We start from the raw sequence: 19,424 nt of genomic DNA on the forward strand, positions 1-19,424 counted from the left end.
GATTCGCGCTCCACGTGCAGGCATTTATTGCGACGTTGCGGCAGCTTTGCGGCACGAACAATTCGATATCGCCCCTTTCAAACCTACAGCAGCAACGCGCACATACGACGGAGGAGAACAACCTCTGACTGCAGCCACTCTAAACAAAATATTTTCTCCTCTTGGTAGAGGCTAAGGAATTTCCTTCTCTGCGCTATTAGATCCGCGCATCGCGGAACTTATACAGTTTCCAAAGTGCGCGCGCGGATAACCGTGCCTTGCGAACACGGTTCGTGACCCAGCAGATCCATAGCGCCCTGTCAGAACTGACAGCGCAACGCCGTGACCGTGGCTGCTTTCCTGATCTCGAAGCTGTGATTCGTAAGTTTGAGGTTAAGAATGAAGGTCATTGTGCGTAGCCGTGCGGCACTCATGCGCGACTCCGAACTAACGCTAGGAATGCACCGCCTGCGTGGGCGTGTGTTCAAGGAACGGCTCGACTGGGACGTCTCTGTCTGCAACGGATTGGAGATCGATCAGTACGACACCTTCAAGCCAACTTATCTCCTCGCACTCGAGCAGAACGACGTTGTTGGTTGTGTTCGTCTGCTGCCCACCACAGGGCGCAACATGCTCGCGGATACGTTCCCGGTGTTGCTGGATGGCAACCCGGCGCCGAAGGCGACCACGATTTGGGAGAGCTCGCGCTTTTGCGTTGATACAAAGACCGTCGCGGCAACAGCAGAGAATGGTCTGCGCAAAGCGACGTTCCTGTTGCTTGCGGCCATGATCGAATGGGGTCAGCAGCACAATCTTCAGGCCATCGCAACCGTCACTGATCTGCGCATGGAACGCATCCTGCGTCGGGCCGGATGGCATCTCGATCGCCTCGGCACGCCTCGTCAAATCGGGGCGACCAAAGCCGTCGCCGGATTGTTGCCGATTACCGAGGAGGCTCTCGGCGCGATCCGAGCGGCCGGGCAGATCTCAAGCTGCGCAATTGACGCGCCATCAAGCCTGGCGATCGCCGCCTAGCATCGAACATCTCAGCTGCTGAGAGAAAGGCTCTCAACCATGGATCCAGCTGCATTCGCGGCTCTGGTCGAACGATGCGCCCCCACGGCAATGGCTCGGCCGCTGACGGAACTCGTCCGGCAGGCGAGCTCCTTCGAGCCGCTGCTCATCACGATTCAGGGGCGCAAGCCGATTCCGATTCAGGCAACCGACCGGGACGAAGCCATCCAGCTCGCAACCGAGGCCATCGCGACCGGTCAGCAGGTCCGAACAGGTCTCGGTCAACTTGATGCGGAGGAAACACGAAAGGCCGGGCTGACCGCTAGTACCACCTTCGATGCGTGTCAGCACATTGCCGGGCTCGGCAGATTGTTCGACGCGCGGCTGCAAGCGGCGAGCGTAAAACGCGCAGACCGCGACCAGGCAATTGCCGAAGTCATCGCGAGCTTCGCGCCCAAGGCTTCCGGTCAGCTCTCGGAGCCTCGTGTCGAGCCGATGGCGACCACCGGTGGGTCTGCCAGCGAGCGCCGGCCCTGGGACGTCTATCGCTCGGGAATAGGCACGTCAGCCTTTGTTTACGAACGATGAGGATCGCCGTTTTTTCTCAACTCACTGCCGCGGTCCGGGCTGCTGGGGTCCGGCTGCAGTGCCAATCGGAGCCGTACCATGACTTCTCCTGTTAAACACTCCGCTGCCCTCCTTTGCTTGGGCGCCGTTCTCAGCGTCGCCTTGGTTGAGCCGGCGTTCGCGCAGACGGCGAACATCGAAGGCGTGCTGCAAAACATCGTCAACATGCTGACCGGCAACGTCGCCCGCCTGCTGGCGACGCTAGCGGTCATTATCGTCGGCATCGCCTGGATGTTCGGGTATCTCGATCTGCGCAAGGCGGCCTATGTCGTGCTCGGCGTCGCCATCACGTTCGGCGCCTCCGAGGTGGTTTCGACCTTGACTGGGGGTCATTGATGACCGAGTCCGCGCGTCTCACGGAGGACACCTTGTTCCTGGCCTGCACGCGTCCGGCCATGGTCGCCGGCGTGACGATGGAGGCTATGGCGCTCAACGTGATGTTTTCCTGCATCCTGTTTCTAGTAGCTGGCAGCATTCTCTACGGTTTGGTCGCGATTCCCATCCATGGGCTTTGCCGCATCATCTGCCGGCACGACCCCAACATGTTCAGGATTCTGCTGGCCTGGATCGAAACGCGAGGGCGCACGCGCAACACGTCATTTTGGGGTGGATCGTCCTGCACGCCGCTCAAGCTCGTTCGGCGATATCGAACAAGAGACCTTGGATATGCGTAACGCAGCGCTCAAGACCAGAGAGATCGGGCCTGACGTCTACCTGCCGTTCGGCCGGCATGTCACGGATACGGTGATCAGTCTCACGACACGAGCGCTGCTCACGGTGATCAGGCTTGACGGAACTTCGTTCGAAACCGCCGAAACGGCGGATCTGAACGACCTTCACGCCAAGCTGAACCTCACACTGCGCAACGTTGCGGATCCACGGCTGGCGTTATGGACCCATCTGGTGCGCCGCCGCACGTCCAATTATCCGGCCGGTACATTCCGATCGACATTTGCAGCCGCGCTTGACGCGCAATATCGCGATCGGCTTCGTCACGAAGCGCTCTTTCGTAATGATCTCTATCTGACACTGGTCTGGCATCCCGGCCGTGCCACCACGGACGTGGCCGCAGCGTTCTTCAAGCAGCTTGGCCGAAGCGTTGCACACATGGTCGAGGTCGACAGCGACGCGTTGAAGCGGCTCGAGGATGCCAGGCGCGACATGGTCGCGGCCCTGGAGCGTTACGGTGCCCAGACCATGGGATTAGTCGAGCACAACGGTGTTGTGTTTTCAGAACCGATGGAACTGCTCCACGCCATCACAAGTGGGGAGTGGCTGCCGGTCGCTTTGCCGCAAGGACCGATCGGCCCCGCGCTCTATTCGAACCGTGTCATCTTTGGCCGCGAAGCCATCGAAATCCGGGGTGCCGGCGGATCGCGCTTCGCTGGCATGTTCGGGATCAAGGAATATCCGGCGTCCACCAGACCTGGGCTGTTGAACGCGCTGCTTTCCGCGCCCTTCGAGACCATCCTCACGCAATCCTTCGCGTTTTTGTCCAAGGCCGACGCCAAGACGGTCCTGACGCGCAAGCAGAACCAGCTGGTGTCGGCTCAGGATCCGGCGGCCTCGCAGATCGACGAACTCGCTGACGCGCTCGACGATCTCGAATCCAACAGATTTGCGCTCGGCGATCATCACCTCTCGCTTCTGATCTATGCGGAAACGCCTTCGGAGCTACAGGAGCACATGAGCGTAGCGCGACGCGCACTGGCCGATGCCGGTAGCGTGGTCGCGCGCGAAGATCTTGGACTTGAAGCGGCTTATTGGGCCCAGCTCCCCGGGCTGTTCAAATATCGGGCCCGAACTGGAGCGATCAGCTCACGTAACTTCGCGGCGTTCTCCCCGTTCCACACCTATCCGACGGGGAGGGCTGCCGGCAACCATTGGGGTCCGGCAGTTGCGATGCTCAAAACAGCCTCCGGCTCGCCGTTCTACTTCTCGTTCCATCACGGCGATCTCGGCAACACCTTCATCTGCGGCCCGTCCGGGTCCGGCAAGACCGTCGTGCAGAACTTCCTACTGTCGCAGGCCGAGCGGCTTGGCGCCACTTACGTCTTCTTCGACAAGGACCGTGGCGCAGAACTCTTCGTCCGCGCCGCGGGCGGGACGTATCTGACGCTCCACAACGGCATTGCAACCGGCTGCGCGCCGCTCAAGGCGCTGGAGCTGACGCCAGCGAACCTGTCTTTCCTCGGCGCACTTGTCCGGAAACTCGTCACACCGGACAACCGGCCGCTGACCGTGACCGAGGAGGAACGGATCGATTCCGGGTTAAGAGCTCTTGGCCAACTGCGGCAGGCGGAACGCTCGTTCGGGACGCTGCGGGCCTTCCTCGGCCAGCAGGATCGCGAGGGCATTGGAGCGCGGCTGGAGCGATGGTGCCGGGGCGCGCCGTTCGGCTGGGTGCTCGATGGCGACCAAGATGCCATCGGGCTGGACGCCAGGTTCATCGGGTTCGACATGACCGACCTCCTGGATCATCCGACCGTTCGCACGCCGCTGATGATGTATCTCTTCCATCGGGTCGAGCGGCTGATTGACGGGCGGCGTCTGATCATCGACATCGACGAGTTCTGGAAGGCGCTCGGCGATGAGGCATTTCGGGATCTCGCCAACAACAAACTGAAAACCATCCGCAAGCAGAATGGCGTCATGGTGTTCGGCACGCAGTCGCCCCGGGATGCACTCGCCTCGCCGATCGCACACACCATTGTCGAGCAATGTCCGACGCAGATCTTCCTGGCGAACGCGCGGGGAACGCGATCGGACTATGTCGACGGCTTCCATCTGACCGACACTGAATTCCGCCTGATCAAGGAGGAGCTCGCGCCCGAGAGCCGGCGGTTTCTCGTCAAACAGGGCCACAACTCGGTCGTGGCGGAACTTGATCTCGGCGGTTTCGACGACGCCCTTGCCGTGCTGTCAGGGCGGACGGAAACGGTCGAGCTGCTCGATCGCATTCGCAGCGAGGTCGGCGACGATCCGGCCCAATGGCTGCCGGCATTTCACGCGGAGCGGAGGAAAGTTCGATGATGGTTCAGCGCATGGCGGCGATGCTTGCCTCCGCGTCAGTCGCAGCCCTCCTGATCGCGTCTCCGGCAGCAGCCGAGATTGTGTTCGACCCCAACGTCTTCGCGCGGCAATTCGAGCAACTGACGGAGCTGAAGAAGCAGGTCGATACCCTGACGTCGCAGCTCAAGGTAGCGCAGGATCAATTGAACCAGGCCAAGCAGCTCTATGACAGCTTCAACAAGCGGACCAACGCCAACGAGATCGGGGCGCTCTTGAACACACCGCAGTTCCGGAAAACGCTGCCCCAACAGTTCTCAGAGATCGAACGTCTCGTCGCGGGGCAGGGCGGCAACTTCGCCGACGCGATCGACCACTACCTGACGCAGAACCGCGCATATGCCGGCAACAGCGGCAATTCGTATTACCAGAGCGAGCTCGACCGGATCGCACGGCAGACCGGCGCCAAGCACTCCATGGGGCAGGCGGTGTACGACACTGCTTCGCAGCGCATCGATGCGCTGGAGGAACTCAGAACTCGCATCAGCAGTGCGACAGACGTCAAGGAGACCCTTGATTTGTCAGCCCGGCTGCAGGCCGAACAGGCGCTGCTGCAGAACGATGTGCTTCGGATGCAGGGCCTTGCGATGGTCCAGCAAGCCCGTATGGACATGGACGGGCAGCGCGAGCGGGAGAGACGGCGACAACTCATCGATGAAATGAAGGCGGCCCTGCAATGAGGATGAGGCTTGCCGTTGTTCTCCTCAACGTCGCCGCGGCGGCTCTTACGGGCTGCAACGACGCCAATGAGGGTGAGCATGTCAAAACTGTCGGTTGGTTTCTGGATCATCGGGATGCACTTGCGATGGCCCTCAAGGCGTGCCGCGACAATCCGGGCGAGCGGGGGAAAACTCCCGACTGCATCAACGCCAATGAAGCCCGCAAGAAGGCCTTCGTCAAAGAGATGAAGGACGCCATCAAGTAAGGACCGCCACGATGCACGTAAACGTCTTCGACAGTTTCCTGAAGGAGTTCGAGCAACCGATAACGGCATTCGTGTCGACGTCGGTTGCGAATCTCGCGTCGTACATCGATGGCCCGCTGCGCGTGGCCGTGATGCTCTATGTGGTCCTCTACGGTTTTGCTGTGATGCGCGGCGCCATTTCCGAGCCGATCATGGAATTCGCCTGGCGGGCGATGCGGATCGTGGTTGTGGTTCTGCTCGCGACCAACTCAAGCGCGTTCCAGCAATACGTCACCGGCCTGTTCTTCGACTCCTTGCCCAAGGAAATCGGCAATGCATTAGCGGGCTCAGGACTAAACACCAGTTCCGGAGCTCCTTTCGATCAGCTTCTCTCGAAAGGGATCGATGTTGCCAACAAGATCTACGATCAAGCAGGAATAACCGACGTAGCGCCGGCGCTCATTGCGGGCATTCTGCTTGTGTTCGTGGCGGTTGGTTCTTTCTTGCAGTTTGCCATCCTGCTTTACGCGAAAGTTGGTCTTGGCGTCGTCATAGCGCTCGGACCGATCTTCATTGCGCTGGGGCTATTTGAGGCGACGCGGCCGTTTACGGAAGCCTGGCTTCGGCAGGTCGCGAATTTCGTAATCCTGCTGGTGCTGGTGGTCGCGCTGGTCGGACTGATGTTAAGCACGGTCAGCGGCTTCATCGACAGGTTCGCAGCCAATGCGGGCACAGCCGGCGAGATGGTGGTGGCCGCGGTCGCGATCAGCGCAGTGCTCGGTCTGTCCGGATACATCTCGCTGCAACTGCCGATCATCGCAGGCGGTCTTGCCGGGGGTGGGGCATCGCTCGCAAGCCGGCTGGTCACAAGTCCCCTGATTGCCAATGCCACGGCCGCAGCCGGCGGCGCTTATGCCGGCGCACGCTGGTCGGCAAGCCGGGGTCTTGCTGCAGTCAGAGCCAGCCGGCAGGGCGGCAGTATGCGGCGGGTCCGATCCCAGGGCACTACGACAGCGTAAGCAAAGATCGCCGGCATCAGGCGACAGGAAAGACAGGGGCATCAGAACGATGTGGCGTCGACTATTCATCATTTGCGTTATCCCATGGCAGCTTGGGGGCTGCGCGAACTGGTCAAAGGGGCCGCCGTCCTGTGATGGTCTGACGCGCCGACCGCTCAATCGTTCACTTTGGGATTGGGAGAACGGCACGCCATTGGCCGCGCCCGAGCCGCCAATTCCGCCATCGGCACCACCACCCATCATCCGCAAAGGCGAGATCGGGCCGTCAGCGCCATCCAGCCATACCGCCAATTCGAGCTCTCGGTTGGACATTGCAGCCTCTTACCGCGCCTGCGGCAAGGAGGCGTGAGATGGTCCGGCAGGATGATCTGAAGACCTATTTCGACAACGCGCGCCGGTGGGAACAGGATCTGTTGCTGTCGGCCCATCGTTCGCGCCGAACGGCATGGGTGATCGCCGCGGGTGCCTGTGTATTGGCGGCCGCCTCGGTCGGTGCGGTCGCGGCCCTTGCGCCGCTCAAGAGAGTCGAGCCGTTCGTGATCCGGGTCGATAATGCCACCGGCATTGTTGACACGGTCTCCGCGCTTAAATCGACGCCGGCGCGCTACGATGAGGCCGTGACGAAGTATTTTCTCGGCCGCTATGTGCGTGCACGCGAGGGCTACAGCTATCCGGAGGCGGAAACCAACTTTCGAACCATTTCCTTGCTGTCCGGCGCAGGCGAGCAAGCCCGTTTCGCGGCATGGTACCGCGGCTCCAATCCTGAAAGCCCGCAGGTCGTTCAAGGCCGTTTCGGGGTCGCCACGGTACGCATCAAGGTGATCTCGCTTCTCGCCGACAATGTCGCCTCCGTACGGTTCATGAAGGAGATCCGCAAGGGCGAGGAAACCCGCATCACCCATTGGGTCTCGACCCTGACGTTCTCCTATGCCAGTGCGCCCATGTCCTCCGCCGACCGTCTCATCAACCCCCTCGGCTTTGTGGTTTCGGAATATCGCGCCGATCCGGAGGTGGTGCCATGAAACGTTCGGTCCTTTTGATGATCTTTGCGCTTGGATTCGCGGGACCGGTACTGGCGCTGCAGCAGCCGGCACCTGGTCAACACGACGCTCGCGTGCGCACGGTCGCTTACGATCCGGCCAACGTGGTGCGGGTCAACGGCGTCATCCGGGCTTCAACCCAGATTTTGTTTGCTGATGACGAGGAGGTCGCGCATGTCGCGATCGGCGACTCCGTCGCATGGGAGGTTGCCCCGGCAGGCTCGATCTTGTTCCTCAAGCCTCGGGAAAAGCATCCGCCGACCAATCTGCAGGTTGTGACCACCCGTCCCGACGGCCGCAAGCGCTCGTATCAGTTCGAATTGTCGATCGCCGAGACCACGCTGGCGGACAGTTATTTTGTCGTCCGCTTCGCCTATCCCGGTGACGAGATTGAGCGCCGGCGCATGGAAGCGGCCGCGCGGGGCGCCGAGCGGGAAGGCGCGCTGATCGAGCAGACCTTCGACTTGCACCATGCCTATGGAGCGCGCAACTGGCGGTTTTCGGCCCAGGGATCGATCGACCTCGAGCCGGAAGCCGTGTTCGATGACGGCAAGGAGACCACTTTCCGCTTCGCGGGCAACCGCGAAGTTCCGGCGATCTACCTGATCAACTCAGACGGCTCGGAAAGCCTGGTGCCCAAGGATGTCCGCGGCGAGCTCGTGGTCGTTCATGCCACAGCACGAGAGTTTCGGCTGCGCAAAGGCGAGAACGTGCTCTGCATTTTCAACGAGGCATTCGACGCAGTGGGAATCAACCCCGGCAATACCACCAGCCCGTCGATTGAGCGGCGGGCGAAGAAATCACCTCCATCCCTGAAGTCACGATAGGCGGGCGCGACATGACCGAGCATGACGATGAGACGATTGCCGGCGACCGCGGCATTACCCCCGTGGGAGGAGGGGAGAATGGTCGAACGGCGATGCTTAAGCGCGGCTTCGGCGCGCTGGCGCTGACCGCTTTTGCCTTTCTGATCATCTGGAGCACCTGGAAGAGCGATAAGCCAGTCAGCGATTCCGCCCGCAAGCTCATGATCCGGCCGGCGGCGGCGTTCGAGCCCGCACCGGAACCGCCGTCTGCACCAATCATCACCGCTTCAATTGCAGCCACGCCGGTCGCAGCTGCGCCAGCGGCGCCGGCGCCCGCCTCCGACCAGCTGCTGGAGAGCGCCCGGCGCGCCCCAGTCTTGGCCTATAATAGGCCCGTTTCTTCCGGGCGTCCCGCCCGCGATAGCGTGACCGGAAGTGTCATTGCCGATCCCTATGGGTTTGGACGGGGCGAGCCGCGCAACGACCTTGGCGACAAGCTGAAACCTACGCCGATCGAGGGCGTGCGCGCCGCGCGGCTTCCCAACCGCAATCTGCTGGTCACCCAGGGTACTTCAATTCCGTGCGTACTGGAGACTGCGATGTCGTCTGATGTGGCCGGCTTCGTCTCCTGCGTCGTCATACGCGACGTGATGTCGGACTCCGGCAACGTGGTGCTGATGGAAAAAGGCACGCAGGTGGTTGGCGAGTATCGCGGCAATGTGCGGCGCGGCTCAAAGCGCCTGTTCGTGCTGTGGACCCGCGCCAAGACGCCGACCGGCGTGATTGCAGCCCTGTCCTCGCCGGCCACCGATGCGCTGGGCCGTGCCGGCTTCGACGGCGACATCGACACCCACTTCTTTGAGCGGTTTGGCTCGGCGCTCCTGCTGTCGATCGTCAACGATGCCTCCTCGATCGGGCGCCAGCAGCTGCAGGACGGCTCTATCCAAATCAACAACACCGCGGGCGCCACCAATACGGCCGCCGCTATTGCGGTTGAGCAGTCGATCAACATCCCGCCGACGCTGAATAAGAACCAGGGCGAACTCGTGAACATCTTTGTTGCGCGCGACGTCGATTTCTCCTCGGTCTATCAACTTCGGCGAATCGAGACCCGGACCCAGATTCTCGACCGCACCATCCCTGGAACAATCGTGGCCCCGGCTGTGGTGACGAAATGAGCGCGGGTGCACCGAGCGAACGCGACGGTGGCCCCCTGGTGCTGGAGCGCTATCTGGAGCCGCTGGCCCCATACCTGGCGGACAAGAGCCTGACCGAAATCGTCGTCAACCGCCCGGGCGAGATCTTCGTGGAAGGGCCGGGCGGTTGGACCCGGCATGAGGCGCCGGCTTTGACGCATGCCTACCTCTCGCATCTGGCGACTGCCGCCGCTGGTCACACCCGCCAGGACATCGGTGCGGAGCATCCAGTGGTGTCGACGACCCTGATCGGCGAGGAGCGCTGTCAGATCGTGGTCCCGCCGGCTGTGCCGGCCGGGACGATAAGTCTGACGATCCGCAAGCCCTCGACCCTGACCATGACGCTTGACGCCTTCGAGCAGGCAAAGCTGTTCGACGAGATCCGTGTCACGGGGAATGAGCTCAGCCCTGACGAGCATCGCTTACTTGCCCTAAAGGAAGCCGGCGCATGGCGCGAGTTCCTCGAGCTGGCCGTGAGAGCTCGCCGCAACATTCTCATTTCCGGAGCGACCGGTTCCGGCAAGACCACTCTGTCCAAGGCGCTAATCGCGGCGATTCCGTCGCATGAGCGGCTCATCACGATTGAGGATACTGCCGAGCTTGTCATCCCCCATCAGAATTGCGTGCGGCTGCTCTATGCCAAGGACGGCCACGGCGTCGCCAAAATTGGCCCCCGCGAACTGCTCGAGTCGTGCTTGCGGATGCGACCAGATCGGATCCTGCTGCAGGAGCTTCGGGATGGGACCGCGTTCTTCTATTTAAGGAACGTGAACTCCGGCCATCCGGGGTCGATCACGACGGTCCACGCCGATAGCGCCCGGCTCGCCTTCGAGCAACTGACTTTGTTGGTGAAGGAAAGCGCGGAGGGCCGTGACCTTCATCGCGACGATATCCGCTCCCTGCTACTGCTTCTGGTCGACGTTGTCGTCCAGATGCAGAAGCGAGACGGCCGGTACCGCATCTCGGAAATCTACTATGAGCCCGTTCGCAAACGCGACCACGCCCACTAGGTTCGCGCTCGGCACTGCGCTTGCGGTCGGCGCCATCGGGCTGTTCCTGCTGGTCGCCTCGAATGTTCTGCTGCTCGGGCTCAGGCATCACGATGGAGGCATCCATTGGTCCGAGATCGCCACGGGCTGGCCCCGATACGGCACTGACCCACGGTTTGACCGCTGGCTGACGCTCTCAACGCTAGCGGGGGTGATCGTCGTCTTTGGCCTGCTCGGCGCTGTCCTCCGGCAGCGTCCTCCGCCGCTTCATGGCAGGGCCCGTTTCGCCTCGGAGCGCGAGATCAAGGCCGCCGGCCTACGATCCAAGGAGGGTGTGCTGCTTGGCCGCAAGGACGGCAAACTGCTCTGCTTTGGCGGATCGGAACACGTCCTGGTCTACGCGCCAACTCGCGCCGGCAAAGGTGTCGGCTATGTCATTCCTAACCTGCTCAATTGGCGAGATTCAGTTGTCGTGCTGGATGTGAAGAAGGAGAACTGGGATCGCTCGGCGGGATTTCGTGCAGCGCATGGGCAGGAGGTCCATCTGTTCGACCCGCTCGAGGAAAACGGTCGCACGGCGCGTTATAATCCGCTGGGCTATGTCCGCAGCGATCCCGCCGATCTCTATGACGATCTCCAGCGCATCGCGGTGATGCTGTTTCCGGCCGAAAGCCGCGGCGACCCATTCTGGTTCGAGGCGGCACGGTCGGCCTTTGTGGCAATTGGCGGCTATGTCGCGGAAACGCCTGGCTTGCCCTTGACGATTGGCGAAATCCTGCACCAGCTCTCGGCAGCGAGCGACCTCAAGTCGCATTTTGAGAAACTCATTGTCGCTCGCAAAAGCGGCCCTTCACCACTGTCGCGACATTGCGTCAGCGCCTTGAACGACTTCCTCGCGGCTTCCGAAAACACCATGAACTCGGTGCGCAAGACCGTTACCGCAAGGCTCGGTCTCTGGCTCAACCCCCGCATCGATGCAGCGACATCGACCAACGATTTCGATCTACGGCAGCTACGGCAACGGCCAATGTCGATCTACCTCGGCGTAACACCTGACAATCTCGACCGCATGGCGCCGCTTCTCAATCTGTTTTTTCAGCAGGTGGTGGATCTCAACACCCGCGAGCTGCCGGAGCAGAATCCAAAGCTCAATCGCAAGGTGCTGCTGTTGCTTGATGAATTCCCAGCGCTGGGCAATGTCAATGTGCTTGCGAAATCGGTGGCATTTATTGCCGGATACGGCATCCGCCTTCTCACCGTGATACAGAGCCCAGCGCAACTGCGCGCGATCTACGGCATCGATGCTGCCCGCAATTTCATGACGAACCACGCCGTCGAGGTCGTCTTCGCCCCGAAGGAGCAGGATGTGGCCAATGAGCTGTCGGAGCGCATTGGCTACGACACCGTGAAGGCGCGCAGCCGCAGCGGACCAAAAGGGCTTGCGACGCGTTCGACCAGCGAGACCATCTCCGAGCATCGTCGCGCCCTGATGTTGCCGCAGGAATTGAAACTCTTGCCTAGGTCCAAGGTCTTCATCCTAGCCTCGGGGCTGCCGCCCGTCATCGCCGACAAGATCGTATATTACGAAGACAACGCCTTCCTGCGGCGTTTACTGTCGGCGCCCACCCCGGAGATGCCCAAAGGCCGCTCGAATGCGCTGATTGAGGCAGAGATCAAAGAGCTTCGGTCTGAAGTCGCTGAGCTCCGCATGGTATTTCGGTCGCGACCGATGACCGACGAGGAGGTCGCCGATCCCTCGACGATCCCTGCCGGCGCAAGTTTCGATTTCGGGGACGTGGATGTCGAGCTTGCAGGCCTCTCCGAACACGACCTGAAAGCCTGGACCCTGAACTACATCGACGCTCAGGTCATTCCGCCGACGCGGCGGACCGGCCGCAAGCAGAAGGTTGAGCAGCATGAACGACAGGCATGACGCTCGCGAGGAATTCAGCCTGGAGCGGCAACGTCACGCGGGCCGCGCTTCCATCCGAGAAAAGGGCGAATACGAGTCAATAGCAACCCGACCCAACAAGCCTCCATCCGCGGAGGTCACCGATAGTGCGTTTCCGGACCGAATCCGTCGGAAATATTACGTGGTGGCGCGTGAATCCGAAAAGGATGGATCGGACCGCCAGGCGCGGCTCTATGCTGATGAGCGGAGAGAGTACCTCGCGTTCAAGACCACTGACGATCGCCTTGTCACCCGCATAGCTGCCGCCGAAGTGATCCGGGACATGGTCAGCGTCGCACAACATCGCCAGTGGGAGGCCCTTCACGTCCGTGGTTCCGTCGAGTTCCGACGCGAAGCGTGGCTCGAGGCACGCGCGCGCTTCATGGATGTGAAGGGTTATGAACCAAGTGAGCTTGATGGCCAGGCGCTCGCTGATCGACGAGCCGCATGGGAACGAGCCCAGGCCCGGACCAACGATTTAGAGGTTCGCTCGGCTCCGGAAAGGCCGCTGCGGGCGGATAGGCTCGACTACGATAAGGGTGTTTCCGGACGTCTGATGGAGGTCGGTTACGGCACCTACCGCAACCGCCCCGACGCGGAGCCATCAACCTATGTAGCCATCGAACTGGAGGATAGCCGGCGGCATCAGGTGTGGGGCGTCGGCCTTGAAAAGGACGTCGCAAACAGTGGCGGCAAGCCTGGCGACCGCATCTCTCTGCGCAGGGAAGGCGTCGAACCCGTCATCAGGGCGATCAAGTTCCTAGACGCCGCTACAGGAATCGCCAGCACTGAACGGCGCCAGATGTGGCGCAACAAGTGGAGCGTGACGGTGGAGGCACGCCGTGCAGAGCGACCGGCGGCCGCGCATGATTCCGACCTGCTCGCGGTCCAATCGCAGATTGTCGTCATCAACAAGCTTGTTGAACGCGCGCTGCCGAACGATGAGAATGCCCGCCAGAGCATTATGGCCTTCGCCAAGGAGCGGATCGCGCGCCATCTCGAAAATGGTCATTCGTTTGCGCGCGCGACGATTCTAGACCCTGTTCAGGACCGTCATCGACCGGGAACCCAAAAAGGCGACGCCCGTCATGCAGGGCGGCTAAGAGCGAAGGAGCAAGAGCGCTGAATTTCGTCTCCTATTGTTATCGGTTTCCCACCGTCAGGTAATCGTCTCGTCGCCGGTGACGTCTGCTGGCCGAAAGCTTGCATAAGGCCTCGATAAAGCAGTTCTTCCGTTCTTCCGAACGGCGCAGCTGACTCTTAATCAGCGGGTCCCAGGTTCGAGCCCTGGTGCGCCCACCAATACCACCGAAGAATCAAGCACTTCGAATTCAAGCTATGCCTCGGCAACTGCAGCTGTTTTTTTGGGTCACGCCTGGGTCACAAACTGTGCCCCCCCTCCGCGTTGTAACCTGCGACGCAAGAAGCCGCTGACGCGGCGTGCCTGGCGAGGTGGCGTAGATCGCCTCCTGGCTGAGAGGATGTGGGTGTCGGAGCCCACCCCCTCATGTCGAGCCTGAAGAGCCGCGCCGCGCTCACCACCGCCTATGGCCGGGCTCAGGGCCTCCGAGGTCGCGGGACTGCGGATCGAGGACATCGACAGCACCCGCGGTGTCATCCAGGTGCGCCACGGCAAAGGCGCGAAGGATCGCAACGTGATGCTGTCGTCTCAACTGCTCGGCATCCATCGTCACCAACAAAGGCCGCGCTGGCGACGCTGTACTCGCAGCATCAAGCCAGGAAGCCGCTCTTTTGAGCGGCTTTGTTTATCTAGAATTGTCACCGCGTTCACCACGGCACGTGCCAATGCCGTACCGCGGGTTCGCTCCCACTCTCTCCGCCAAAGTTAACCATATGATTTCTTGACGATTTTTTCAGGTCTGCTGCCCCACAGTACACGGCAGCGTACACATGGCGTCTTATCTTTGGCTTCGCGGTCAGACCTGGTTCTTCCAACTAAGGCCTCCTTCCGACCTGAAACCAGCCCTCGGTTCGTCGCCATTCAGGGTTCGTCTGCCCGTTCAGAGCAATCGAGTGGCGTCCCGCTACGCCCGCCATCTCGCTGGCGGGGCAGAGCGATGGTTCTCGGCAATGCGATATCGTGGATTTTCTCGCCTCCGAATTCACAGCGATGAAGCTAATGGAGACGAGTCGTGGACAGAGGAAGACCATCGCGGATCGCAGGCTGCGATCCGTCGACAGTTCACCGACTTTCTTCTGGCTGAGGTTCAGCGCATCAATCGCGACGCCGAGCAACTAGAAAAATTCGACAGCCGGAAAAATTCGGGGGATCCCGCTGAACTCGTGGCAATGGCCGAAAAGCAAAAGCAACTTTTCGAAAATGTTCATGCCGGATGGAATGAGTTCGCAAAGACCTTGATCGAGATTACGAAACTGTCTTCACTGACCTTCAGTCGAAATCGCGCGCTTTTCGCAGTACGACACAGGATCTGGAAGATCTTAATGAAAATTATAAGGATGATTTTCATGCGTGGAAGGATCGAGTCTCGCAAGTTTCCGCCAAAGCCAGGAAGTTTGAAGCTAATTTCCACGCTGCCAATAAAAAGAGCGCGCGCCTGTTAGGGAAAGTGGAGACGGGCATCGACGGAAACACGAAATCCAAGAGCTGCTTTTATATAAAGGCCCTCTTCTTAGCGAATGTTTTGAAGAATTTATTAAAACAAAAGAAAATCAGTTGCCGAAGGACTCCCGCGAACCGAAGTACTTCAGGCATCGATTGAAAGCCTTCATGTCGTTGGTCGCGGACAAGCGAATTGCCGACTACGATATTCAAGATCTGGATAAATTCGCCGACCAACTTCAGTATCTCCCTAAGCGACATACCATTGATCCCGATTGGCGCGGAAAGACCTTGGACGCGGCGATTGCTGAAAACAAAGAGATTCCTCTAAAGGATCGCGAGGACTCCCTTTCTTACGGCACCGCCAGAGTGGGCTACATTGGCAAAGTTAAGACGGCGATCAGGTGGCTCTGCGCAAGGCACAAGGTGCGATATCCTTTCGACTACAAGCACGTTCATATTCCGAAGGGGATGCCCCCGCCAGAGGACCGCTATCCACTTTCGAGGGCTCAACTAAATGCATTATTTCAAGAGTGCACTCGGGATGCCGGGTCGAAACGACCGGAGGACGTCTGGCTTCCTCTCCTTGGATATTTGACGGGTGCTCGACTAGGCGAACTCGTTGGCCTCCGAACCCAGGACATAAAACTGATCGACGGCGTTTGGACCGGCCGGCTCTCCTCCCGGATTGACAGTGAAACGTCCATGGCTCTGAGCTACACCAGTAAGAAAAAATCACGCAAAAAAGGCAGAAAGAATCGACAGATCAAAAACCCCGATAGTTTGAGGCGTTTTGCGCTCCATCATAAGCTTACAGATCTCGGCTTTATAGATTGGGTCGATCGGCAGCGCGACGAAGGCCATATTTATCTTTTTCCTGAGCTTTATGAGAGTAAGCGCCGAAGTGCCGCTGCTCCGAAACGCCCCAGCGGTGTTGCTTCCAAGCGCATGCAGCGTCTGTTTGAATCTCTGGAAATGGGCTCGGAGTATGTCTTTCATTCCTTGCGTCATAGTTTCAAGGATTGGGCGCGCGAAGGCAAGGTAGAGGAGCGCACAATTGCTCTCCACGCAGGGCACTCTCTCGAGGGGGTTGCTCTGAACTACGGTTCTAAAATTCTCACGTCTGCGCAGTTGCAACAGATCGCATCTCTCCCGATCGCGAACGGAGTTAACCTTGACGTGTTTAAGGACGTGTTCGTAAAAACATCTCGCAACCCGCATCGTCGGAAAACTTTGGTGGCGTCATTACAGCGAGGGGCTTCAGAGGGAGAAAATGGCCCGTCAGAGAACGCTGGGGGAGTCGCCAAAGAGCGCTCCCGCCCCATTGCTCGCGAGGCCGACGAAGCTGCAATTAGTGTGCGTAATCTGCGCGCAGATTTGGGAATGTCGCAGAAGGAATTTGCCGATGCTTATGGATTTTCTTGTGGAGCAGTGCGGGACTGGGAGCAAGGTCGAACAAAACCCGGATATTCTGCGCGAACTCGCCTCTATGAAATCGGTCGAGATCCTGAACGAACGATATCGTCGCAAAGTGGTTGGCCTGATAGCTGAAATTGTCGGCCTGTGTCAAAGCCAACCACGCTCGCCAAATTCGGTAAGGTCAACGCCCGGCGGCGCATACCATCCAGCCGAGCGGTAGCGGGCACCAAGCTTCAAAGCGAGATCCTTGTTGCCGTAAGGAATCCGCAGCGGCGTCCCTGCCGCCGGATATGGTTGGACGGACATTGATGCACCGGCGGCAGCAGCGGCCTTTCGTTTTCGGGCGATCTTTCTCAGTGCCGTCGATTTGGGCGCAATTGATCCTGGCGGCCAGCAGGCGGTCTTGCGACCGCTCTTGCGCTTCGTGCCTTTGTTCGAATCAATCCATGCGGCCATTGTAGCCGAGTTGGCCTTGGCCTCGTCGGGAACGACGACGCCTTTCCCGAGCGCGATCTTCGTAGCGTACAACAACTGTGCGGGACTGACCGGCTTGGGTTCGAGCTTCCCAGCCGTTTCACCGTCGGCTTTCTTAGGGGCGTGCTGCTTGAGAAACGCGCCGCAGATCGAAATCGACGTCTTGTAGCCAGGCGGGGGCTTGATGCCCTTCCGGCAAAGACTGTCGGCAAAGCGCTTCATCGCAGGCGTGGGCGGATATGCTGCAGCGCCGTTGCCGACTGCGGCGCCAAGCAAGGGAGGCCCTTCGGTAACGGTGCCCTCCGTGAGCTTGCCGATGATGCGTTGGGCGACATCGCACACAGCGTCAATCGCACCGATCATTTCCTGCTTACCGACAACGACATCGTCGAGCAGGCATTCAAGTTGCGCCGTCACGCCCGGGTCGACCAGCGCCGGATCGGCCTGTTTGAGAATGCCGAACAGCGATAGGCCGGCCTCGGTCGGCACGATGTGCTTTCCCTGGGCAATCAGAAAACCCTGCTTCTTCAGCCCTCCGATGATCTCGGCCCGGGTTGCGGGCGTACCAATACCCTTGGCCTCCTTCAAGCGATCCCGCAGGACCTCGTCATCAACAAAACGCCAGGCATTCTGCATAGCCTCGATCAGAGTTCCTTCATTATAACGCGGTGGAGGCCGGGTTTCCTTGTCTTCGATTTTTGGATCCTGCAACTGCGCGATCTCGCGGTTGCGCAGCGGCGGCAGCAATTGCGCATCGTCGCCCTTTTCGTCCGCGGGTTGCCACTCCGGGAACGCTGCTCGCCAGCCGAGATCGATGGGCTGGCGGCCGGCGGCGCGGAATTCGCAGCCCCGCACGTCGAGCGTTGCGGTTGTCTGCCGGTAGCGGAAGTCAGGCATCAAAGCGGCGAGATAGGCCCGCGCGATAACGTCGAACAGTTTCTTCTCGTCGGACGAAAGACGAGGCCAGACCTCGGGCAGTTTGTCGATGGTGTTGGCGTTGGGAATGACGGCGTGATGGCTCGCACCCTCCAACCCCTTGTCGTAAAACGTGCCGCTCGCGCCTCTACGGGTAACCGGCGGCACGGGCACCGGAATCGCGCTGAACGATTGGCCCACCCGCAGGCCGGCCACGATCCGCGGCACGTCCGAAATCAAACTCGCCGGCAGATAGCGTACCTCGGCGCGCGGGTAAGTGATGATCTTCTTGCCCTGGCCGTCATAGAGCTCCTGCGCCACCTCAAGTGTCTTGCTGGCCGGCCAGCCGAAGCGTGAGCCGCAAAGTTTCTGCAGCGACGGCAAATCATGCAGTTTCGGCGGTCCTTGACGCTTATCGTCGACGCGCACGTTGAGCGCGCCTTCGAAGCCTTCGGCTGCTTTGACGACGTCCTCGGCAATCTGGCGTCGAACAATCCGGTCCTGCGGCGCGTGCCGCATCTGGAATTGGCCCCCCTCCACCTTCGCGGTAGCGACAACTTCAAAATAGGCGAGGGGCACAAAATCGCGGATTTCCAACTCGCGTTTGCACACAATGGCCAACGTCGGCGTCTTCACTCGGCCGACGCCGATCACTCTCCGCGTACCTCGACCCAGGACAACGGTTGCAGTCCGGGTGAGTGACAAATTGTAGATCTGGTCGGCCTGCCGACGCGCGACGGCGGCGGCATAAAGGCGTGCATACTCGGTATTTGGCTTTGCCCGACCGAATGCGTCACGGATGGTCTGCGAATCCTGCGCGGTGAACAGCACCCGCATGACCTCGCCGCGATACTTGTAATGCTCGAGAATTTCCTGGCCGATGAGCTGACCCTCACGGTCACAGTCAGTGGCGAGCCACACCCGCTTGGCGGTGCGCAGCGCATCACGAATGGCTGCGAGCTTGGTCGCTTTGTTTCCGCCCTCTGCCGGGCGAGTGTCATAAAGGCCTTCCGGCCGCAAAAGTATCGGCGACCAGCGCTTCCAGGCCGGCACAACATCCTCAGGTTCGAGGAGGTCGAACAGGTGGCCTTCGGCCGGAAGGACATCTCCGTAGCGTGAGCCAACGGCGGCACGGACGTCTTTCGCCTGGCTGGTCTTCTCCGTGATGACAATTTGATTGGGCATAGGGATAGGGCTGGCAGAAATGGAATCGAAGCGCGTAGACGATGGAACATATAGTGAACATAACAAGCCCGCAAGCTACCGAAGAGGATGCCGGCACCTCTCTGATTGCGCTTGCACGCGTGTGGCTTTAGGGCTGGATAGGTCAAGATGGGGTGGGTGGAATCAGGCTACCGATAAATAAGCGCTCGCGAAGGCTGCATGTCAGCCGAATGCAAGCGTCTATTCTGCTGTCGGTGGATCCGGACCTAATTAAGTC

Annotated in this window: 18 protein-coding genes; 17 read left to right on the plus strand and 1 reads right to left on the minus strand. The window is 60.3% G+C overall.

Features of this window, described 5'->3' with window-relative positions:
• Nucleotides 1–378 precede the first annotated feature (378 nt).
• The 17 genes from ACIPUD_RS15745 to ACIPUD_RS15825 all read left to right on the plus strand — a co-directional run bounded on the left by ACIPUD_RS15745 (nt 379) and on the right by ACIPUD_RS15825 (nt 16,726).
• Nucleotides 379–1,014, plus strand: coding sequence for an acyl-homoserine-lactone synthase (locus ACIPUD_RS15745; RefSeq protein ID WP_354201985.1), 636 nt, complete (start codon nt 379–381; stop codon nt 1,012–1,014).
• Between the two features lie 39 nt (nt 1,015–1,053).
• The gene (locus ACIPUD_RS15750) at nt 1,054–1,581 is read left to right on the plus strand and encodes a type IV secretion protein (RefSeq protein ID WP_446481083.1); all 528 of its coding nucleotides are present in this window, start codon (nt 1,054–1,056) and stop codon (nt 1,579–1,581) included.
• 78 nt (nt 1,582–1,659) lie between these two features.
• Nucleotides 1,660–1,956: a TrbC/VirB2 family protein gene (locus ACIPUD_RS15755; RefSeq protein ID WP_009859429.1), complete on the plus strand. Its 297-nt coding sequence runs from the start codon at nt 1,660–1,662 to the stop codon at nt 1,954–1,956.
• Nucleotides 1,956–2,294 carry a type IV secretion system protein VirB3 gene (locus ACIPUD_RS15760; RefSeq protein WP_009859428.1) on the plus strand — a complete coding sequence of 113 codons (339 nt, stop codon included), beginning with the start codon at nt 1,956–1,958 and terminating at the stop codon, nt 2,292–2,294. Before ACIPUD_RS15755 ends, ACIPUD_RS15760 begins: the two co-directional genes overlap by 1 nt.
• A complete protein-coding gene (locus ACIPUD_RS15765; RefSeq protein WP_446481084.1) occupies nt 2,287–4,653 on the plus strand; it encodes a VirB4 family type IV secretion/conjugal transfer ATPase in 2,367 nt (788 codons plus the stop codon). Before ACIPUD_RS15760 ends, ACIPUD_RS15765 begins: the two co-directional genes overlap by 8 nt.
• Nucleotides 4,650–5,369 carry a type IV secretion system protein gene (locus tag ACIPUD_RS15770; protein ID WP_446481085.1) on the plus strand — a complete coding sequence of 240 codons (720 nt, stop codon included), beginning with the start codon at nt 4,650–4,652 and terminating at the stop codon, nt 5,367–5,369. The genes ACIPUD_RS15765 and ACIPUD_RS15770 overlap by 4 nt, the downstream gene beginning before the upstream one ends.
• Before the next feature lie 2 nt (nt 5,370–5,371).
• Complete coding sequence (locus ACIPUD_RS15775) at nt 5,372–5,614, plus strand: EexN family lipoprotein (RefSeq protein WP_446481086.1); 243 nt, start codon at nt 5,372–5,374, stop codon at nt 5,612–5,614.
• Nucleotides 5,615–5,625: 11 nt separating this feature from the next.
• Nucleotides 5,626–6,612, plus strand: a complete 987-nt coding sequence (locus ACIPUD_RS15780) for a type IV secretion system protein (protein WP_446481087.1) — start codon at nt 5,626–5,628, stop codon at nt 6,610–6,612.
• A 350-nt stretch (nt 6,613–6,962) separates the two neighbouring features.
• On the plus strand, nt 6,963–7,634 hold the full coding sequence (locus ACIPUD_RS15785; protein WP_446481088.1) for a virB8 family protein: 672 nt from the start codon (nt 6,963–6,965) through the stop codon (nt 7,632–7,634).
• Nucleotides 7,631–8,479 carry a P-type conjugative transfer protein VirB9 gene (gene virB9 / locus ACIPUD_RS15790; RefSeq protein WP_446481089.1) on the plus strand — a complete coding sequence of 283 codons (849 nt, stop codon included), beginning with the start codon at nt 7,631–7,633 and terminating at the stop codon, nt 8,477–8,479. Before ACIPUD_RS15785 ends, virB9 begins: the two co-directional genes overlap by 4 nt.
• An 11-nt stretch (nt 8,480–8,490) precedes the next feature.
• Nucleotides 8,491–9,636, plus strand: a complete 1,146-nt coding sequence (gene virB10, locus ACIPUD_RS15795; RefSeq protein WP_446481090.1) for a type IV secretion system protein VirB10 — start codon at nt 8,491–8,493, stop codon at nt 9,634–9,636.
• Complete coding sequence (gene virB11, locus ACIPUD_RS15800) at nt 9,633–10,664, plus strand: P-type DNA transfer ATPase VirB11 (RefSeq protein WP_446481091.1); 1,032 nt, start codon at nt 9,633–9,635, stop codon at nt 10,662–10,664. The genes virB10 and virB11 overlap by 4 nt, the downstream gene beginning before the upstream one ends.
• Nucleotides 10,630–12,576 (plus strand): type IV secretory system conjugative DNA transfer family protein, encoded by a 1,947-nt coding sequence (locus tag ACIPUD_RS15805; protein WP_446481092.1) that lies wholly within the window; start codon nt 10,630–10,632, stop codon nt 12,574–12,576. Before virB11 ends, ACIPUD_RS15805 begins: the two co-directional genes overlap by 35 nt.
• A complete protein-coding gene (locus ACIPUD_RS15810) occupies nt 12,560–13,720 on the plus strand; it encodes an LPD7 domain-containing protein (protein ID WP_446481093.1) in 1,161 nt (386 codons plus the stop codon). Before ACIPUD_RS15805 ends, ACIPUD_RS15810 begins: the two co-directional genes overlap by 17 nt.
• Before the next feature lie 421 nt (nt 13,721–14,141).
• Nucleotides 14,142–14,444, plus strand: coding sequence for a tyrosine-type recombinase/integrase (locus ACIPUD_RS15815; RefSeq protein ID WP_446481094.1), 303 nt, complete (start codon nt 14,142–14,144; stop codon nt 14,442–14,444).
• 61 nt (nt 14,445–14,505) lie between these two features.
• Complete coding sequence (locus ACIPUD_RS15820; RefSeq protein WP_446481095.1) at nt 14,506–15,177, plus strand: DUF6538 domain-containing protein; 672 nt, start codon at nt 14,506–14,508, stop codon at nt 15,175–15,177.
• Nucleotides 15,178–15,289: 112 nt separating this feature from the next.
• Nucleotides 15,290–16,726, plus strand: a complete 1,437-nt coding sequence (locus ACIPUD_RS15825; protein ID WP_446481096.1) for a tyrosine-type recombinase/integrase — start codon at nt 15,290–15,292, stop codon at nt 16,724–16,726.
• A 15-nt stretch (nt 16,727–16,741) separates the two neighbouring features.
• On the opposite strand, the gene ACIPUD_RS15830 is transcribed toward ACIPUD_RS15825, so the two are convergent.
• On the minus strand, nt 16,742–19,168 hold the full coding sequence (locus ACIPUD_RS15830) for a type IA DNA topoisomerase (RefSeq protein WP_446481097.1): 2,427 nt from the start codon (nt 19,166–19,168) through the stop codon (nt 16,742–16,744).
• Nucleotides 19,169–19,424 lie beyond the last annotated feature (256 nt).

The organism is Bradyrhizobium sp. CAR08, assembly GCF_052871955.1.